This is a genomic window from Leisingera aquimarina DSM 24565 (assembly GCF_000473165.1).
Classification (GTDB): Bacteria; Pseudomonadota; Alphaproteobacteria; order Rhodobacterales; family Rhodobacteraceae; genus Leisingera; species Leisingera aquimarina.
The window spans coordinates 3170727-3186870 of sequence record NZ_KI421504.1 but is presented as its reverse complement, the minus strand read 5'-3'; the positions used below and the strand labels follow the sequence as shown (position 1 = coordinate 3186870).

Genomic DNA, 16144 nt, shown 5'->3' with positions numbered 1-16144 from the left:
TGTTTCTTGCATGGCCGCTATGACGCAGCAGAGGATGATTGCAGCGCAGAAAAAAATAGTTTAACGGTAAACTAGTTTTGGAACCTGTTCGAGGGCGAGGGAGCACCATGGCCGCACAATCTTATGACGTGATCGTAATCGGCGCCGGGCCGGGGGGCTATGTCGCGGCCATCCGTGCCGCACAGCTGGGTCTGAAAACCTGCATTGTCGAGCGCGAGCACATGGGCGGTATCTGCCTCAATTGGGGCTGTATCCCGACCAAGGCTCTGCTGCGCTCCTCCGAGGTGTTCCACCTGATGGAGCGGGCCAAGGATTTCGGCCTGAAGGCAGAGAACATCAGCTATGATCTGGACGCGGTGGTGAAACGTTCGCGCGGGGTGGCGAAACAGCTGTCCTCCGGCATTGGCCATCTGATGAAGAAGAACAAGATTGCCGTTGTCATGGGCGAGGCGTCCATACCGGCCAAGGGCAAGGTGTCGGTCAAGACCGATAAGGGCACCGAGGAGCTGGCGGCGAAGAACATCGTGCTGGCCACCGGCGCGCGGGCGCGTGAGCTGCCGGGGCTGGAGGCCGACGGCGATCTGGTCTGGACCTATAAGCACGCGCTGGACCCGGTGCGGATGCCGAAGAAGCTGCTGGTCATCGGATCGGGCGCGATCGGCATCGAATTTGCCAGCTTCTACAACACCCTGGGCGCCGATACGACCGTGGTTGAGGTGATGGACCGGGTGCTGCCGGTGGAAGACGCGGAGATTTCCGCCTTTGCCAAGAAAGCCTTTGTCAAACAGGGAATGAAAATCATGGAGAAAGCCATGGTCAAGCAGCTGGACCGCGGTAAAGGGAAAGTGACGGCCCATATCGAGGTTGGCGGCAAGGTTGAGAAACAGGACTTCGATACTGTGATTTCCGCCGTGGGCATCGTTGGCAACGTCGAAGGCTTGGGGCTGGAAGAGCTGGGCGTCAAGGTCGACCGCACCCATGTGGTAACGGACGAGTTCTGCCGCACCGGCGTTGACGGGCTCTATGCCATTGGCGACATCGCCGGCGCGCCTTGGCTGGCGCATAAGGCGTCGCACGAGGGCGTGATGGTGGCAGAGCTGATTGCTGGCAAGCATGCGCACGCCGTGAAGCCCGAGAGCATTGCCGGCTGCACCTATTGCCAGCCGCAGGTTGCCTCTGTCGGCTATACCGAAGCGAAGGCCAAGGAACTGGGCTATGACATCAAGGTCGGCCGCTTCCCCTTCATCGGCAATGGCAAGGCGATTGCACTGGGAGAGGCCGAGGGCATGGTGAAAACCGTCTTTGACGCCAAGACCGGCGAGCTGCTGGGCGCCCATATGGTCGGCGCGGAAGTGACCGAGCTGATCCAGGGTTATGTGGTGGGCCGTCAGCTGGAAACCACCGAAGAAGACCTGATGAACACCGTCTTCCCGCATCCGACGCTGTCAGAGATGATGCATGAGAGCGTTCTGGATGCCTATGACCGGGTGATCCACATGTAAGCTTCGCATGCAGCGGAGTTTGAAAGGGCGGCCTGTGACGGGCCGCCTTTTTCTTTGGCGGCTGGGCTCTGGTCTATGGGTATTGTCCGGGGTAACCAGATGCGGAATAAGAGAAACAACAGGGGCAGCGGCCATGTCGGCATCCGGAAGCTCCCGCTGGGGGTTGATCCTGGCGGTCTGGGCGGCTGGCCTGGGGGCGGCGGCGCAATACGGTAAGATTTCGGTGATCTTCGGCCGGATGGGCGAACTGTACCCGCAGGCAGGCAATGCGCTCAGCTTTTCCGTCTCGCTGGTTGGCACACTGGGTATACTGCTGGGCGCGGTGGCGGGGCTGTATGTGGCCGCCTTTGGCTACCGGCGGACACTGGTCTGGGCGCTGTGGGCCGGGGCGGCGATGTCGGCCCTGCAGGCGCTGCATCTGCCGTTCGGGGTGTTTCTGGCGTCCCGTGTTGTTGAAGGGTTGTCGCACTTAGGTGTCGTGGTGGCCGGGCCGGTGCTGATTGCACAGTTAAGCTCCGACCGGGGGCGGGGGCTGGCCATGACCCTGTGGAGCACGTTTTTTGCCGTCGCCTTTACCCTGCTGGCCTGGTTCGGCCTGCCGCTGGCGGATGCCTGGGGGCTGCTGGCGCTGTTCGGCGCCCATGCAGCGGTGATGGCGGTGCTGGCGCTGCTGCTGGGCTTTGCCTTGCGCGAAGTGCCGGTGCCAAAGCGGATGCTGCTGCCGCGGCTGGCGGAATTGCCGGGGTTGCATCTGCCCGTCTACCGCTCCCCCTGGATATCGGCGCCGGCTGCGGGCTGGCTGTTTTACACCTGCTGCTTTGTGGCGGTGCTGACGGTGATACCGCCCTATATCGCCGCGGACACGCGGGCCTTCGTGCTGGGGGCAATGCCGCTGGCCAGTATTGCTGTGTCGATGACGTTAGGGGTGTATTTGCTGCGGTTCCTGCCGGGGGTGCGGCTGGCGCAGCTGGGGTTCCTGGCCTGTGCCGCCGCTGCGCTATGGCTGTGGATGATGCCTGGTGCGCCGGCCGCGTGTATCGCCATGGCGGGGGCTATGGGGCTGGTGCAGGGCGGCTCATTCGCTGCGGTGCCGCAGTTGAACGGCAGTGCGGCAGACCGGTCGCAGGCCAGCGGTGCGATGGCGCAGATGGGCAATCTGGGCAACACCGTTGGCACGCCGCTGATGGTGCTTTCCCTGTCGCTGGGCGGGTTTGGCGGCATGATGGCCGTGCTGTTGGCGCTGTTTCTGTGCGGTGCGGCGGTGCACAAGCTGCTGGCCGCACGGCGGCGCGGGCCAGGCTGAGGGAGGCTCCCGCCCGTCACTGGCCCTGGAAAAGGGCCGTTCCCGTTGGGCCAAGCGCCGCGCAAGGCGCGCGGCGCGCCAGAAAACGTGTGTTTTCCGGCTGCTGCCAGCGGCTGTCAGCAAGTTTCAACCTGTTCGTGCAATGTTCTCTTTTTGGGCTTGGCGTTTCCCAGTGCATTCCCTATCTGTATGGCGGGCGTTTGCCGCTGGTTTGGCAGGCGCGGGCACGGGGGCATTATGGCTGAGCTGAAATCCATCGAAGTGCGCGGCGCGCGCGAACATAATCTGAAGAGCATCGACGTGGATATTCCGCGTGATGAGCTGGTGGTGATCACCGGCCTTTCAGGGTCGGGCAAGTCCAGCCTCGCGTTCGACACCATCTATGCCGAGGGCCAGCGCCGCTATGTGGAAAGCTTGAGCGCCTATGCGCGGCAGTTCCTCGACATGATGGAAAAGCCGGATGTGGATCACATAAGCGGTCTGTCCCCGGCAATCTCGATTGAGCAGAAGACGACATCGAAGAACCCGCGCTCCACTGTTGGCACGGTGACCGAGATCTATGACTATATGCGGCTTCTGTTTGCACGTGCCGGCACGCCCTATTCCCCCGCGACCGGCAAGCCGATTGAAGCGCAGCAAGTTCAGGACATGGTCGACCGGATCATGGAGATGGAGGAGGGCACCCGAGGCTATCTGCTGGCGCCGATCGTCCGCGACCGCAAGGGCGAGTACAAAAAGGAATTCCTGGAACTGCGCAAGCAGGGCTTCCAGCGGGTGAAGGTGGACGGAGAGTTCTATGAACTGGACGAGCCGCCGGCGCTGGACAAGAAGTTCCGCCATGACATCGACGTGGTGGTGGACCGTCTGGTGGTCCGCGAAGGCATGGAAACCCGGCTGGCAGACAGTTTGCGTACCGCGCTGGATCTGGCCGATGGCATTGCCATTCTGGAAACCGCGCCGCGGGAGGGCGATCCGGAACGGATTACCTTTTCCGAGAATTTCGCCTGTCCGGTCAGCGGTTTCACCATTCCGGAGATTGAGCCGCGGCTGTTTTCCTTCAACGCGCCGTTCGGGGCCTGCCCGGAATGCGATGGGCTGGGGGTGGAGCTGTTCTTTGACGAGCGGCTGGTAGTGCCGGACCAGTCCCTGAAGGTCTATGACGGGGCGCTCGCGCCCTGGCGCAAGGGCAAGTCGCCCTATTTCCTGCAGACCATCGAGGCCATCGCCAAGCATTACGAGTTCAACAAGAACACTGTCTGGAAGGACTTGCCTGCCCATGTGCAGCAGGTGTTCCTGTACGGCTCCGGTGAAGAAGAGATCATGTTCCGCTATGACGAGGGCGGGCGCGTTTATCAGGTGGAGCGCACTTTTGAGGGGGTGATCCCCAACATGGAGCGGCGTTACCGCGAGACCGATTCCAATTGGATCCGCGAGGAGTTCGAACGCTACCAGAACAACCGCCACTGCCACCACTGCCAGGGCTACCGGCTGCGGGACGAGGCGCTGGCCGTGAAGATTGCCGGTGTTCATGCGGGCCAGGTGGTGCAGCTGTCGATCCGCGAGGCGCTGGCCTGGATCGAGGACGTGCCGAACCATCTGACCCAGCAGAAGCAGGAGATCGCCCGCGCCATCGTCAAAGAGATCCGCGAGCGGCTGGGATTCCTGAACAACGTGGGGCTGGAATATCTGTCGCTGAGCCGCAATTCCGGCACGCTGTCTGGTGGCGAAAGCCAGCGGATCCGGCTGGCCTCGCAGATCGGCTCTGGCCTGACCGGGGTTCTGTATGTGCTGGACGAGCCGTCGATTGGTTTGCACCAGCGCGACAATGACCGGCTGATCGGCACCCTGAAGAACCTGCGCGACCAGGGCAACACGGTGATTGTGGTGGAGCATGACGAGGACATGATCCGGCAGGCGGACTACGTCTTTGACATCGGCCCCGGCGCCGGGGTGCATGGCGGTGAAGTTGTAAGCCACGGCACCCCCGGGGCGGTTGCGTCGGACGTGAATTCGATCACCGGCCAGTATTTGTCGGGCACACGCGAAATCGCGGTGCCAGCCAAACGGCGCAAGGGCAACAAGAAGAAGATCAAGGTGGTGAAGGCCACCGGCAACAACCTGAAAGAGGTCACGGCAGAGTTTCCGCTGGGCAAGTTTGTCTGCGTGACCGGCGTGTCCGGCGGCGGCAAGTCGACGCTGACGATTGAGACGCTGTTCAAGACCGCCTCGATGCGCCTGAACGGCGCGCGCCAGACCCCGGCGCCCTGCGAGAGCATCAAGGGGCTGGAGCATCTGGACAAGGTGATCGACATCGACCAGCGCCCGATCGGGCGCACGCCGCGCTCGAACCCGGCGACCTATACCGGGGCCTTCACTCCGATCCGCGACTGGTTTGCCGGTCTGCCGGAGGCCAAGACGCGGGGGTATAAGCCGGGGCGGTTTTCCTTCAACGTCAAGGGCGGCCGCTGCGAAGCGTGCCAGGGCGATGGCGTCATCAAGATCGAGATGCACTTTTTGCCTGACGTCTATGTGACCTGCGAGACCTGCAAGGGCGCGCGCTATAACCGCGAGACGCTGGAGATCAAATTCAAGGGCAAGAGCATCGCCGATGTGCTGGACATGACGGTGGAGGACGCGCAGGAGTTTTTCCAGGCGGTGCCTGCGATCCGCGACAAGATGGATGCGCTGATGCGGGTGGGTCTTGGCTATATCAAGGTAGGCCAGCAGGCGACCACGCTGTCGGGCGGCGAGGCACAGCGGGTGAAACTGTCCAAGGAACTGTCGAAACGCTCCACCGGACGGACGCTTTATATTCTGGACGAGCCGACCACGGGGCTGCATTTCGAGGATGTGAAAAAGCTGCTGGAAGTGCTGCACGAGCTGGTGGAGCAAGGCAATTCTGTGGTGGTGATTGAGCATAATCTGGATGTGATCAAAACCGCCGACTGGATCATCGACATTGGGCCGGAAGGCGGTGATGGCGGTGGCGAGATTGTTGCAGCGGGCACGCCCGAGGCCGTGGCCGATGAGCCGCGCAGCCACACCGGGCGGTATCTGAAGGACATTCTGGCGGCCCGGAAGGTGGCCGCGGAATAAGTGAGAGGGGCGCTGCCCCGCCGGGGAAGGATGAGGGGCGCTGCCCCTCTTGGCCTTCGGCCAATTCACCCCGGAGTATTTCTGGAAAGATGAAAGGGGGCGGTTTCGCCCTTTTTTTTCATGCAGTCTGCGCGGCGGCGGGGCGGGCCAGCATCAGCGGCACAAGGAACAGCAGCAGGAAGGGCGTGTTCATCACCACGTTGAACCAGGCGCCGGCGGCGAGGGAGCCGAGGCTGTCGGGGATGTACCAGGCCAGCAGGGGCGGGATCAGCAGACGGCGGCCCAGGGCGGGGTTGCTGCTGTAGATATGCTCTGTGACCAGATAGATCAGCACGCAGAAGCCGCACATCAGCCCGCCGCTGATTGCAGTCATCAGGGCGGCCGAGCCGGGAGTAAGCGCTTGGGCGCCGTCCACCGGCAGGAAGGCGAGATCGATGAACAGGCCGAGTGCCGTGCCCAGCGGGGTAGCCAGCGCCAGCACCATGGCAAGGCCGAAGGCGGCGGCTAGGATTGAGACAGTCTTGAGCATGCGGAGTGCTGCGGCGTGGGTCATTGGCGGCTCCTGTAATGTATCAGCCTCAGGATGCGGCGGGACGCTGAAGCAAAACAATTACCTTAGAGGTAAGTGGAATCCGGTGCGGGTCCGTCTATGCTGCGGAAAACGGAGGCGGCGGATGGCGGAAGGTTTTGGCACGGTTCTGAAAAAATGGCGCGGTCTGCGGCGGATGAGCCAGATGGAACTGGCGCTGGAGGCCGGGGTGTCGGCGCGGCATCTGTCCTTTCTGGAGAGCGGAAGGTCGCGGCCCAGCCGCGGCATGGTGCTGCGCTTAAGCGATGAGCTGCAGGTGCCTGGCGGTGCGCGCAATCAGCTGCTGGCGGCTGCTGGTCTGGCGCCTGCCTTTGCCCGGCGGCATCTGAACGATGCGGAACTGGCGCCGCTGAAGCAGGCCGCTGAACAGATGATGGCAGCGCATGAGCCTTATCCGGCACTGATGATCGATCGGCATTGGCGGCTTTTGCGCCTGAACCGGCCCGCGGGTTTGATGCTTGAAGGGGTTGGGATCAGCCCGGGCTGCAGCCTGATTGAGGCTCTGCTGGAGAACAACAGCCTGCGGGCGGTGCTGGAGAACCTGCAGGATGTCGAACGGCTGAGCCTGGCCCGGCTTAGAACCGAGCTGGCCCATTTTGGCGAAGATCCGGTGCTGGAACAAGCGGTGGAGCGGCTGCAGCGGTCGGTGGCGGCCTCGGGCAGCGCACCGGAGGGGGAACTGCCCGCTGTGATCCCGGCCCGCTACCGGATGGGCGGGCAGGTGCTGTCGTTCTTTTCCACCATTACCCAGTTCGGCGGCACTGGGGATCTGGCGATGGCGGAGCTGCGGATCGAAATGCTGTTTCCGGCCGATGAGGCCACGCGGGAGGCGATGGCCCCGATGGGCGGTCACTAGCAGGCAGCGCGACCGGTTAGTTCGCCAGGTTGGCCTCCGCGCCGATCAAGCGCAGCACTTTCTGGGTCTCGCGGTTCACTTGGTAGACATAGCCGCCGGCCTGAACATAGCTGCCAAAAGGGTCCGGTGCCCATTGGCCGGGATTTCCGATCCAGATGTACTCATCCAGAATATGGTCGCCGCGGCGGTAGAACTTCTTGGCATGGCCTGGCGGCACGCAATGCGAGGAGGTCTTGGCCAGGCCCGCCGGGCAGTGCAAGCCTGCCTCGTTTGACTTGCCATGCCCCATGCCATTGCCTGCAGCAAGCGGAATAGCCACTGCAAAAGTGGCGGCGAGAACAATGATGGAAACAAAATAACGGCGTACCATTTACGGCGGGTCCTTTCTTGGTCGCCTTTGACATACCGGGCCAGTCGCAAAATCCAAGAGGGCTGTAAAGCCGGCGGCGGCGGCCCGCCTGCAGCCGGTTACGCGGCGGCAAGAACCCGCGCTTCATGGCTGCGCAGGGCCAGCCGCGCCGCATTTCCGTATCCGCGGCCGGATTCAGCGCAGAGTTCCGGGAACAATTCGCGGATTTCCGCCAGGGTGCCGGCGTCAAATCCTGCTGCTGTTTGAGGGCCGGGCTGGTAGCTTTCGCTGAGGGCGCCGTCGGCCCAGAGAATCTGGTGGCGGCCGAACAGCAAGTGAAAATACTGCGCTTCTTGCATCTCCAGCGCCGGGCGGATGGTGCTGTCGTTCACCAGGTCCTTGGCCTTGACCAGAACCTCATCCTCACCGAACAGCAGCTCGGCGCGGCTTCCGGAAACCAGCATCCGGTGCTGCGGTGACACATAGAGATCGCGGGTGTTGCCGCAGCTGCCCCTGGCAAACCGGATCGGAGCGGTCCCGGGCGCGCAGGCAATGCGGCGGCTGCCCGCCCATTGCAGTACCTGCGGGCCGTTGTCGTAGGTCAGAACCTCCATGCCGGGGCGCAGATCCTCAACCGGGATTTCGCCGCCGGGCACCCGGATCAGAGTGCCGCGCAGGAAGCAAGGAACCGTCTGGTTGATCTCAACCAGGCCCGTGTCCGAGTTGCCGAGGCCGTTGTCGGCGGTGTAGTTGAAATAGACGGTTTCCAGGTCGCCGTCGGTGACCACGGTCAGGGTGCCATCGGCATTCAGTGTGATTTCCTGCCCGGTGGTCAGGATGACGGTGTCGCCGGCGGACACCGCCTGATCGTTGATATGGGTGATGGTCAGCGTGCCGCCGGTGGTGCTGTCATTATCCAGAACATCAATCACCCGGGTTTTATTGATGGCGATGTCTTCCTGGTCGTCCTGCGCAACCACGGCGGTTTGCACCGAGCCGCCGGCAATCAGCAGGTTGGTGTCATAGCTGCTGTCCACTGTATCTGCGACGCCGATTTTAAGGGTGTTGACCACGCCAGGGTTCACCGGGGCGACAAAGGTCAGGGTGATGGTGAACCCGTCCATTTCGGTGTTGAACTGGTCGCCGGTGTTGTCGATATAGACGTTTTCGGTGCCATCGTTGATATTGCCGATCGAGGCCGTGCCGTCGCCGATGGAGACCTGAGCCTCGACCCCGTTAACCCAGACACCGACCACGTCATTATATTGCGAGTTGGCGAACTCGGGGTATTCCTCGGAGGACAGCACGAAGTCGATGGTCAGCAGGTCGCCATCCGGAGTGAAGTCGATTTCCAAGAAGGAGGCATCGCGGGTGGCGGCACCGGCCAGGGCGTTGAAATCCGCATCATTGTTGGCGCCGGTGGTATTGGTGCTGGTGTTGCCGCGGACGTTTGTGTTGGTGGTGCCGCTGCTATTGGTGAAGTCGCGGGCATAGCCGGTCGACAGGATTACACCGGAGTCCGCAGGCGCTACCCCCGGAGAGGTGGTATCGGCGCCGGTGTAAATGCCTGACGACAGGTTGTCGCCGCTGTAGCTGGCGCTGTTGACGGTAACGCCGTCGCCAAAGATTTCCTCCGCCATCTGGGTGGCGGTCGCGGAAGAATTGATGTTCAGTTCCGTTGCCGTGGCCATATCGGGCAGCAAGCCTCCGGGTGCGCGAGGGTTAACGATCGCTTACCGGAATGCTGCTCAACTTGGACGGAACTGTGGCAGACCAGTGCCGGAATTCGGGAGTTTATTCGAATTTCACGGGTATTCTCGGAGAAAGCAGATGAAAAAGGCGGCCTGTGACGGGCCGCCTGAAACAAGTGTTTTCGATGAACCGGGCTTGAGGCCGCGCGCTGTCAGCCGTCGCGGCTGCGTTTCTCAAACCGCGGCAGCATGGCAGAGAAGTCCATGCCCTTGCCGCCCTCGTCCTCGACGAACTTCTTGTAAAGCGCCATTGCCAGTTCGCCCATTGGCGTGTCGGCATCGGCGCTGGCCGCGGCCTGCTGGCTGAGGCCAAGGTCCTTGAGCATCAGTTCAGCCGCAAAACCGGGCTGGTAGCTGTTGTCGGCAGGCGACTGCGGGCCGACGCCGGGCGCCGGGCAATAGGCGTTCATGGTCCAGCTGTAGCCGGAGGAGGTGGAGACCACGTCGAACATCTTTTGCCGGTCGAGGCCCAGCTTGTCGGCCAGCGCAAAGGCTTCGCAGGTGGCGATCATGGTGACGCCGAGGATCATGTTGTTGCAGATCTTGGCGGCCTGGCCGGCACCGGCCTCGCCGCAATGCACGGCCTTCTGGCCCATGATGCCGAACAGCGGCTCTGCGGCGGCAAAGGCGTCTGCCGAACCGCCGGCCATAAAGGTGAGCGTGCCGCCCGCGGCGCCGCCGATGCCGCCGGAGACCGGGGCGTCAACGGAGAGCAGACCCGCGGCTTGGGCCTGTTCGGCCACCGCGCGGGCCGAGTCCACGTCGACGGTGGAACAGTCGATAAAGGCCGCGCCCTTGGCCATGGCCGGGATGATTTCAGCGGCGACAAGGCGCAGGATGGCGCCGTTGGGCAGCATGGTGATGACCGCATCGGCGCCTGCCGCGGCCTCGGGGCCGGTGGCGGCCATGGTCACGCCTTCGATACTGACATCGGCCATATCAAAACCGGTGACCTCGTGGCCTGCCTTGGCCAGGTTGGCGGCCATCGGCCCGCCCATGTTGCCAAGTCCGATAAATCCGATCTTCATGAGTTTTCCTCCTCAAATGTCAGCGCATCGGCGCCCAGCGGCGCCAGCATGTCCTCAACCGCCTGTGCCGGCACCGGCTGGCCCGCATATTGCCATTGCGGATTGCGGTCCTTGTCAATGATTTGGGCCCGGATGCCTTCCAGAAAGTCGCTCTTGTCCATGGCGCGGAAGGTATAACGGTATTCCAGATCCAGGGCCCGGCGGATAGCGGGGCCATCAGCGCGCAGGCGGTGCAGCATTTCCAGCGTGCAAGCCATCGACAGTGGAGAATTGCGGTTTAAGGATTTCAGCGCGGCGGCGGTAAAATCGCTGTCTTCCGCCTGGAGGCTGGTCAAGATGTCTTCCAGCGTGTCCTTGGCGAAGTGTTTGGCCGTGTGTTCGCGGAGCGCGCGCAGCTTGCCTTCCGGGGCGGGTTCAGCGGCGTCCTCCACCAGCTTGGCACTGCCGCTTTCCTCCAGCGCTGCAATCAGGGCGGGCCAACCATCCTGCGGGATGAAATAGTCGGCAAAACCTGCGAGGATCGCATCATCCGCGCCCATCCGCGCAGCGGTCATGCCAAGGTATTCGCCCAGGTGGTCCGGCGCCAGTGCCAGCATCAGGGAACCGCCAACATCCGGTACCAGGCCGATGCTGACCTCCGGCATGGCGATTTGGCTGGTCTCGCCGACCACCCGGTGGGTGCCGTGGCAGCCGATACCGACACCGCCGCCCATGGTGAAACCCTGCATGAAGCTGATCACCGGCTTCTTGTATTCAAAGATCAGCGCGTTCAGCCGGTATTCATCGCGCCAGAAGGTGCGGCCATAGCTGTAATCGCCCTTGGTGCCGGTGTCATACAGCTCGGCAATGTCGCCGCCGGCGCAAAACGCCTTGTCGCCCTCGGCGTCGATCACCACCAGCTTAACGCTGGCATCCGTGGCCCAGTCGCGCATGGCGGCGTCGATCGCCATGCACATCTCGTAGCTCATCGCGTTCAGCGCCTTGGGGCGGGTGAAGGTGATGCGGCCGGCCTGGCCGGTCTTGCGGATATGAATGTCGCTCATTCCGGTTGCTCCGTCATAGGTGTACGCCAAGGCCATTGTGCTGATCGCAGATTACTCTGCAATCAGCTGGCGCGCGACGATCAGGCGCATGATTTCGTTGGTGCCTTCCAGGATCTGGTGGACGCGCAGGTCGCGGACGATCTTCTCAACACCGTAATCGGCCAGGTAACCGTAACCGCCGTGCAGTTGCAAACACCCGTTGGCAACGTCAAAGGCCGTGTCGGTGACCATCAGCTTGGCCATGGCGCAGAACTTGCTGGCGTCATGGGCGCCGGTGTCCAGCTTCCATGCCGCCTGGCGCAGGAAGGTGCGGGCGGCCTGCAGGCGGGTTTCATACTCCGCCAGCCGGAATTGCAGCGCCTGGAACTGGTTGATCGGTTTGCCGAACGCCTTGCGCTCCGACATGTATTGCACGGTCTGGTCCAGCGCCGTCTGGGCGCCGCCCAGGGCACCCGCCGAGATGTTCAGGCGGCCGCCGTCAAGACCTGCCATAGCATAGGAGAAGCCTTTGCCTTCCACGCCGATCAGATTGTCCGCGGGGATCGCGCAATCGTCGAACTGCACCTGCGATGTGGGCTGCGCTTTCCAGCCCATCTTATCCTCCGGCGCGCCGAACGACAGACCTGAATTGCCGTCCTCGACCACCATGGTGGAGATCCCCTTGGGGCCGTCTTCGCCGGTGCGGCACATCACAACATAGGCGTCGGAGTAGGAGCCGCCGGAGATGAACGCCTTGGTGCCGTTCAGCACATAGCCTTCATTGCTGCGCTCAGCGCGGGTTTTGAGGGCCGCAGCGTCGGAACCGGAACCGGGTTCGGTCAGGCAGTAGGAGAAGATCTTCTCCATCGTGCAAAGCGCGGGCAGCCATTTCTGCTTAGTCTCTTCTGACCCGAACTTATCGATCATGCCGCCGCACATGTTGTGGATCGACAGGAACGAACCAATGGCGGGGTCGGCCATCGCCAGTGCTTCGAACACCAGGGTTGCATCCAGGCGGGAAAGACCGGAGCCGCCGTATTCCTCGGACACGTAAAGCCCGCCGAACCCCAGTTCTGCCAGCCGCGGCCACAGAGATTTGGGGATGGTGCCGTCTTTTTCCCACTGGCGGGAATGCGGCGCGATGTTTTCCTGGCCGAATGCTTGGGCCATGTCGAAAATGGCCTGCTGTTCCTCAGTCAGCGCGAAATCCATAAGCAGCTCCTCCCGTCGCTCAGATGAATTGAACAGTTGTTTATTTAATAACGAGCGGGCGGGGCTGAGGCAAGCTGCGCAAATGCAAAGCCGCCGTGCAGGATTGCTGTAGCGGTGTAGCGGGACACTTCGCGTTGCAGTGCGGGACACTTCCCGTTGCAATATCCGGAAATCTGCCGCCCAAACCGTAAAAAAACGCAGGGCGGCAGAGAGTTTTTAATACCCCTTAAAGAGGGTGTGCAGGGTTTTTGAAGGTTTCGGAGCGCGGGAACCTAAGCACAGTCCAGCACCCGCCGCGCCGCGCTCGTCCAGGTGAGGGTAAAGCGCAGGTTAGAGCGCTGGTCCATGGTTTCCCCGGCAAAGTCTGGCAGTGCGCGTGCAGCTTCGCTCTTGCCGGTGTATTTCTTCCAGGTCGGTTGAAGGATCAAGCGATTTGACCCGCCGGATGAATAGGGCGGATCGGTAAACAGCCCTCCGACACTGGCCGTGCTGAGATTGTCTTGGAAGGTCAGGGCGTCGGTCAGGGCGATGGTCTGGGCGATGGTGAGGCCGGGGGCGGCCTCAGATTTGATCTTGAAAGCGGAGGCCATGGTTTGGAGCCTTTCCATCGCGCTCATTGGAAGTATCCTGGCGCTTTGGTGAAGGGCTCAGCGGCCTCTGGGAATTGTGTGCCTTGCATCTTGGGCACTTGATGGCGAGCGTGCCACTGAGGGCGCCCGGCTCAATTTTGAATAACAATCTGCGGCATTCCCCGCAACGCTGGTCTTGCAGCTTCAAGTGGAATCACTCCAAAGAGACCGGGTCATTGAGGACATGGACCGGCCAAGAGTGTTGTGTGGTCGGCGGGGTCCGGTGTGAGAGCTTTGGCCCCGAGTTTTGGGGCTGATGGTAGATCCCCCGGCCTCCCGTTTCCGGGAAGTATTCTAGGTTTGACCGGGGGCAGCCACGCTTCCAGCCTCCAGCCTCCAGCCTCCAGCCTCCAGCCTCCAGCCTTCTGCCAGATCCACCGCCGCCAGATCCTCAAGCGTGGCGGCTGCGGCGATCAGCGCATCCAGCCTGCGGCGGTTAGCGGTCATGGCGCTGTAGAACACCTGATACTCCGCCCGCTTCAGGATGATGGTCTGCGCCATTGCTGCGGCAGTCTCACCGGTCCCGGCCCGCAGGGCGTCGAGCAGGGGGCTGTCACCCCCGGCGGCGACGGCACGGGCGGCTTCAATCTGTTCCTGCCAGCTCTCGCGTTCCTCCGGCGGGTAGGCATCGGATAGGCGTTGTTGCGGAACTCAGGCTTGAGGGGGGACTTCCCCTTTCCCTAACGTGGTTAGGCCACGCGAACGATCTCGGCGGTGCCGAGGGCTGAGAAACGGTTCATGAGGGCGATGCGGATGTGAATTTCGGCGGTTTGTCGATCCGGGTCTCTCGCGCTGACGCGTTCTCCGAAGGCCTTGAGGCACCGCATCTTGGCCTCGACCCGACTTCGAGCATGGTATCCTGTCCAGCGTTTCCAGAACGCCCGGCCATAACGGCGTGTGGCACGCAGGGTTTCATTTCGGGCCTGTGCCGCCGGGCCGTCATCCTTCCAAAGTCGCCCGTTTTTCCGGATCGGGATGATCGCGGTGGCCTGGCGTTCGATGATGGCGGTGTGGCAGCGGCGGGTGTCGTAGGCCCCGTCGGCGGTCACGGTGCCGATCTGTTCATCCTCAGGGATCTGGCCGAGCAGCTCTGGCAGGACCGGGCTGTCGCCGTCACGGCTGGGGGTGAATTCCACGGCGCGGATATCCGACGTGGCCGTATCCATGGCCAAGTGCACCTTGCGCCATTGGCGGCGCCCCTGAACGCCATGCTTGCGCGCCTGCCATTCCCCATCGCCAAGGAACTTGAACCCGGTGCTGTCCACCAGCAGATTGAGCGGGCCATCCGAACGGCGATATGGGATCTGGATGGCCAGGGTCTTCTGTCGGCGGCAGAGGGTGGAGTGGTCCGGCACAGGCCAGTCCAGCCCAGCCAGCCGCAACAGGCTCGCCACCATGCCGACCGTCTGCCTCAAGGGTAATTTGAACAGAACCTTGATTGACAGGCAGAACTGGATCGCCGCATCGGAAAAGACTGGCGGACGGCCCGGACGACCCTCAGGCGACGCAAGCCAATTCATCTCGCGATCTAGCCAAACCAGTAGAGAGCCGCGCTTTCGAAGCGCGGCGTTGTAGTCGGACCAATTCGTGGTGCGGTAGCGGGCGGGCGAGGGCATCGGCATGCAGCCCTCTTAACCTCCTGGATCCACAATGTGAATCGTTCGCGGAGAGGGTTCTGCAACAATGCCATTACAATGCACACACAACGGCGAGCGAAGCGCTGTGGAGCGGAGTCCCGGTGATTGCCATGCCGGGGAAGCAGTTTTCGGCCCGTGTAGCGGCCAGTTTGCTGACCTGTATTGGACTAGACGATTTGATCGCTGAAACACCGGAGCAATACCAGGCCCTCGCTCTCAGGATTGCCCGCAAGCCAGAATACTTGGCCGAGATAAAGACGCGTTTGAGGGATGGCATTACAAATGGGCCGCTCTACAATACTGAGCTGTTCACCCGGAATTTTGAAGCACTGATGGAAAAAGCACTGGCCAGGTTTGATGCCGGACTCAAACCAGATCACATCAGCCTGGACTGACCGCAGCCGAAAAAAAGACTAGAGCGCAGTCTGGCGAGACTGCGCTCCGTTAATTGTCGGTTTGTTTCGCGGCGGCGGTCACAGAAGCCGCACCTGGGTGCCGATCTGCACCATTTCAAACAGCTCCTCGGCGTGCTGATTGTACAGGCCGATACAGCCGGAGGAGCTTTGCCGTCCGATCTTGCGGGTGTCGTGGGTTCCGTGCACCAGATAGGCCGGCCAGTCCAGATACATCGCCCGGGTGCCCAGCGGGTTGCCGGGAACGCCGCCTTCGATCCGGACGGGCAGGGATGGGTCGCGTTCGCGCATGGAGGCGGTTGGGGTCCAGCTGGGGTTTTCCCGCTTGCGCACCACTTTGGTGTAGCCGCGTTTGGTCAGATCCTCGGTCATCGGCACAGAGGAGGGGAACAGCCGGTAGGTTTCTCCGTCCGGTCCCCAGTAATGCAGCGCGCGGGAGCTGATATCAGCCAGCAGGCAGCCGGCGCCGAGCGTGTCGAAATGATCCTGCCAGTCCTGCTGGGTGAAGGCGGACACATTGCGCTGCACCGCAACCTCTTCGCGAATGGGGGTCTCGTCTTGCGGAAAGGCATCCGTCGATTGCGCCCGCAGGACGGCCGGAGCGGCCAAAGAGGCGCCAAGGCCCATCAGGGTGGCGCGGCGGGTGATTTTGAGATTGGTCATTTTTCCTCAACCGTGCTGCTCGAAAACTCTGCAGCAACATAAGCAGGCAGACGGATTTTCATAGAGGCGGCATAGCGGAATTGCTGCGCCTCAC

At 62.3% G+C, this 16144-nt stretch carries 16 protein-coding genes; 5 read left to right on the top strand and 11 right to left on the bottom strand.

The features are described from left to right. Nucleotides 1–107 precede the first annotated feature (107 nt). The 3 genes from lpdA (at nucleotide 108) to uvrA (ending at nucleotide 5901) form a co-directional block, all read left to right on the top strand. The gene (gene lpdA / locus AQUI_RS0119860) at nucleotides 108–1502 is read left to right on the top strand and encodes a dihydrolipoyl dehydrogenase (RefSeq protein WP_027259068.1); all 1395 of its coding nucleotides are present in this window, start codon (nucleotides 108–110) and stop codon (nucleotides 1500–1502) included. A gap of 133 nt (nucleotides 1503–1635) precedes the next feature. Next, complete coding sequence (locus tag AQUI_RS0119855) at nucleotides 1636–2805, top strand: MFS transporter (protein ID WP_035920104.1); 1170 nt, start codon at nucleotides 1636–1638, stop codon at nucleotides 2803–2805. A gap of 237 nt (nucleotides 2806–3042) precedes the next feature. Next, the gene (uvrA, locus tag AQUI_RS0119850) at nucleotides 3043–5901 is read left to right on the top strand and encodes an excinuclease ABC subunit UvrA (RefSeq protein ID WP_027259066.1); all 2859 of its coding nucleotides are present in this window, start codon (nucleotides 3043–3045) and stop codon (nucleotides 5899–5901) included. A gap of 118 nt (nucleotides 5902–6019) precedes the next feature. On the opposite strand, the gene AQUI_RS0119845 is transcribed toward uvrA, so the two are convergent. Then, on the bottom strand, nucleotides 6020–6454 hold the full coding sequence (locus AQUI_RS0119845) for a hypothetical protein (RefSeq protein ID WP_027259065.1): 435 nt from the start codon (nucleotides 6452–6454) through the stop codon (nucleotides 6020–6022). Nucleotides 6455–6575: 121 nt separating this feature from the next. On the opposite strand from AQUI_RS0119845, the gene AQUI_RS0119840 reads away from it, so the two are divergent. Then, nucleotides 6576–7346: a helix-turn-helix domain-containing protein gene (locus AQUI_RS0119840; RefSeq protein WP_027259064.1), complete on the top strand. Its 771-nt coding sequence runs from the start codon at nucleotides 6576–6578 to the stop codon at nucleotides 7344–7346. Between the two features lie 16 nt (nucleotides 7347–7362). Here AQUI_RS0119840 and AQUI_RS0119835 read toward each other — a convergent pair whose 3' ends face one another. The 9 genes from AQUI_RS0119835 to AQUI_RS0119800 form a co-directional block, all read right to left on the bottom strand. After that, on the bottom strand, nucleotides 7363–7716 hold the full coding sequence (locus AQUI_RS0119835; protein WP_027259063.1) for a hypothetical protein: 354 nt from the start codon (nucleotides 7714–7716) through the stop codon (nucleotides 7363–7365). 98 nt (nucleotides 7717–7814) lie between these two features. After that, complete coding sequence (locus AQUI_RS0119830; protein WP_027259062.1) at nucleotides 7815–9386, bottom strand: Hint domain-containing protein; 1572 nt, start codon at nucleotides 9384–9386, stop codon at nucleotides 7815–7817. A 212-nt stretch (nucleotides 9387–9598) separates the two neighbouring features. Further along, on the bottom strand, nucleotides 9599–10474 hold the full coding sequence (mmsB, locus tag AQUI_RS0119825; protein ID WP_027259061.1) for a 3-hydroxyisobutyrate dehydrogenase: 876 nt from the start codon (nucleotides 10472–10474) through the stop codon (nucleotides 9599–9601). Further along, on the bottom strand, nucleotides 10471–11517 hold the full coding sequence (locus AQUI_RS0119820; protein ID WP_027259060.1) for an enoyl-CoA hydratase/isomerase family protein: 1047 nt from the start codon (nucleotides 11515–11517) through the stop codon (nucleotides 10471–10473). Before AQUI_RS0119820 ends, mmsB begins: the two co-directional genes overlap by 4 nt. 51 nt (nucleotides 11518–11568) lie before the next feature. After that, nucleotides 11569–12708 (bottom strand): acyl-CoA dehydrogenase family protein, encoded by a 1140-nt coding sequence (locus AQUI_RS0119815; protein WP_027259059.1) that lies wholly within the window; start codon nucleotides 12706–12708, stop codon nucleotides 11569–11571. A gap of 272 nt (nucleotides 12709–12980) precedes the next feature. After that, on the bottom strand, nucleotides 12981–13325 hold the full coding sequence (locus AQUI_RS0119810) for a hypothetical protein (RefSeq protein ID WP_156916880.1): 345 nt from the start codon (nucleotides 13323–13325) through the stop codon (nucleotides 12981–12983). Continuing rightward, nucleotides 13270–13485 (bottom strand): Com family DNA-binding transcriptional regulator, encoded by a 216-nt coding sequence (locus AQUI_RS32555; protein WP_084294465.1) that lies wholly within the window; start codon nucleotides 13483–13485, stop codon nucleotides 13270–13272. Before AQUI_RS32555 ends, AQUI_RS0119810 begins: the two co-directional genes overlap by 56 nt. A 146-nt stretch (nucleotides 13486–13631) precedes the next feature. After that, nucleotides 13632–13838 carry a hypothetical protein gene (locus AQUI_RS0119805; RefSeq protein WP_027259057.1) on the bottom strand — a complete coding sequence of 69 codons (207 nt, stop codon included), beginning with the start codon at nucleotides 13836–13838 and terminating at the stop codon, nucleotides 13632–13634. Nucleotides 13839–14026: 188 nt separating this feature from the next. After that, nucleotides 14027–14959 carry an IS5 family transposase gene (locus AQUI_RS0119800; protein WP_027259056.1) on the bottom strand — a complete coding sequence of 311 codons (933 nt, stop codon included), beginning with the start codon at nucleotides 14957–14959 and terminating at the stop codon, nucleotides 14027–14029. A 17-nt stretch (nucleotides 14960–14976) separates the two neighbouring features. Here AQUI_RS0119800 and AQUI_RS28465 point away from each other — a divergent pair, with 17 nt between their 5' ends. Continuing rightward, nucleotides 14977–15369: an O-linked N-acetylglucosamine transferase family protein gene (locus tag AQUI_RS28465; RefSeq protein WP_084294545.1), complete on the top strand. Its 393-nt coding sequence runs from the start codon at nucleotides 14977–14979 to the stop codon at nucleotides 15367–15369. Between the two features lie 78 nt (nucleotides 15370–15447). Here the strand turns inward: AQUI_RS28465 and AQUI_RS0119790 are convergent, their stop codons facing one another. Continuing rightward, complete coding sequence (locus tag AQUI_RS0119790; protein ID WP_027259055.1) at nucleotides 15448–16050, bottom strand: L,D-transpeptidase; 603 nt, start codon at nucleotides 16048–16050, stop codon at nucleotides 15448–15450. Nucleotides 16051–16144 lie beyond the last annotated feature (94 nt).

What these genes read in the sequence shown, in the direction of transcription:
- mmsB (WP_027259061.1), bottom strand. Translation starts at nt 10,474, where the DNA reads ATGAAGATCGGATTTATCGGACTTGGCAACATGGGCGGGCCGATGGCC.
- AQUI_RS0119805 (WP_027259057.1), bottom strand. Translation starts at nt 13,838, where the DNA reads ATGGCGCAGACCATCATCCTGAAGCGGGCGGAGTATCAGGTGTTCTAC.
- AQUI_RS0119820 (WP_027259060.1), bottom strand. Translation starts at nt 11,517, where the DNA reads ATGAGCGACATTCATATCCGCAAGACCGGCCAGGCCGGCCGCATCACC.
- AQUI_RS0119800 (WP_027259056.1), bottom strand. Translation starts at nt 14,959, where the DNA reads ATGCCGATGCCCTCGCCCGCCCGCTACCGCACCACGAATTGGTCCGAC.
- lpdA (WP_027259068.1), top strand. Translation starts at nt 108, where the DNA reads ATGGCCGCACAATCTTATGACGTGATCGTAATCGGCGCCGGGCCGGGG.
- AQUI_RS0119855 (WP_035920104.1), top strand. Translation starts at nt 1,636, where the DNA reads ATGTCGGCATCCGGAAGCTCCCGCTGGGGGTTGATCCTGGCGGTCTGG.
- AQUI_RS0119815 (WP_027259059.1), bottom strand. Translation starts at nt 12,708, where the DNA reads ATGGATTTCGCGCTGACTGAGGAACAGCAGGCCATTTTCGACATGGCC.
- AQUI_RS0119835 (WP_027259063.1), bottom strand. Translation starts at nt 7,716, where the DNA reads ATGGTACGCCGTTATTTTGTTTCCATCATTGTTCTCGCCGCCACTTTT.
- AQUI_RS0119830 (WP_027259062.1), bottom strand. Translation starts at nt 9,386, where the DNA reads ATGGCCACGGCAACGGAACTGAACATCAATTCTTCCGCGACCGCCACC.
- AQUI_RS0119845 (WP_027259065.1), bottom strand. Translation starts at nt 6,454, where the DNA reads ATGACCCACGCCGCAGCACTCCGCATGCTCAAGACTGTCTCAATCCTA.
- uvrA (WP_027259066.1), top strand. Translation starts at nt 3,043, where the DNA reads ATGGCTGAGCTGAAATCCATCGAAGTGCGCGGCGCGCGCGAACATAAT.
- AQUI_RS0119790 (WP_027259055.1), bottom strand. Translation starts at nt 16,050, where the DNA reads ATGACCAATCTCAAAATCACCCGCCGCGCCACCCTGATGGGCCTTGGC.
- AQUI_RS0119810 (WP_156916880.1), bottom strand. Translation starts at nt 13,325, where the DNA reads ATGAGCGCGATGGAAAGGCTCCAAACCATGGCCTCCGCTTTCAAGATC.
- AQUI_RS0119840 (WP_027259064.1), top strand. Translation starts at nt 6,576, where the DNA reads ATGGCGGAAGGTTTTGGCACGGTTCTGAAAAAATGGCGCGGTCTGCGG.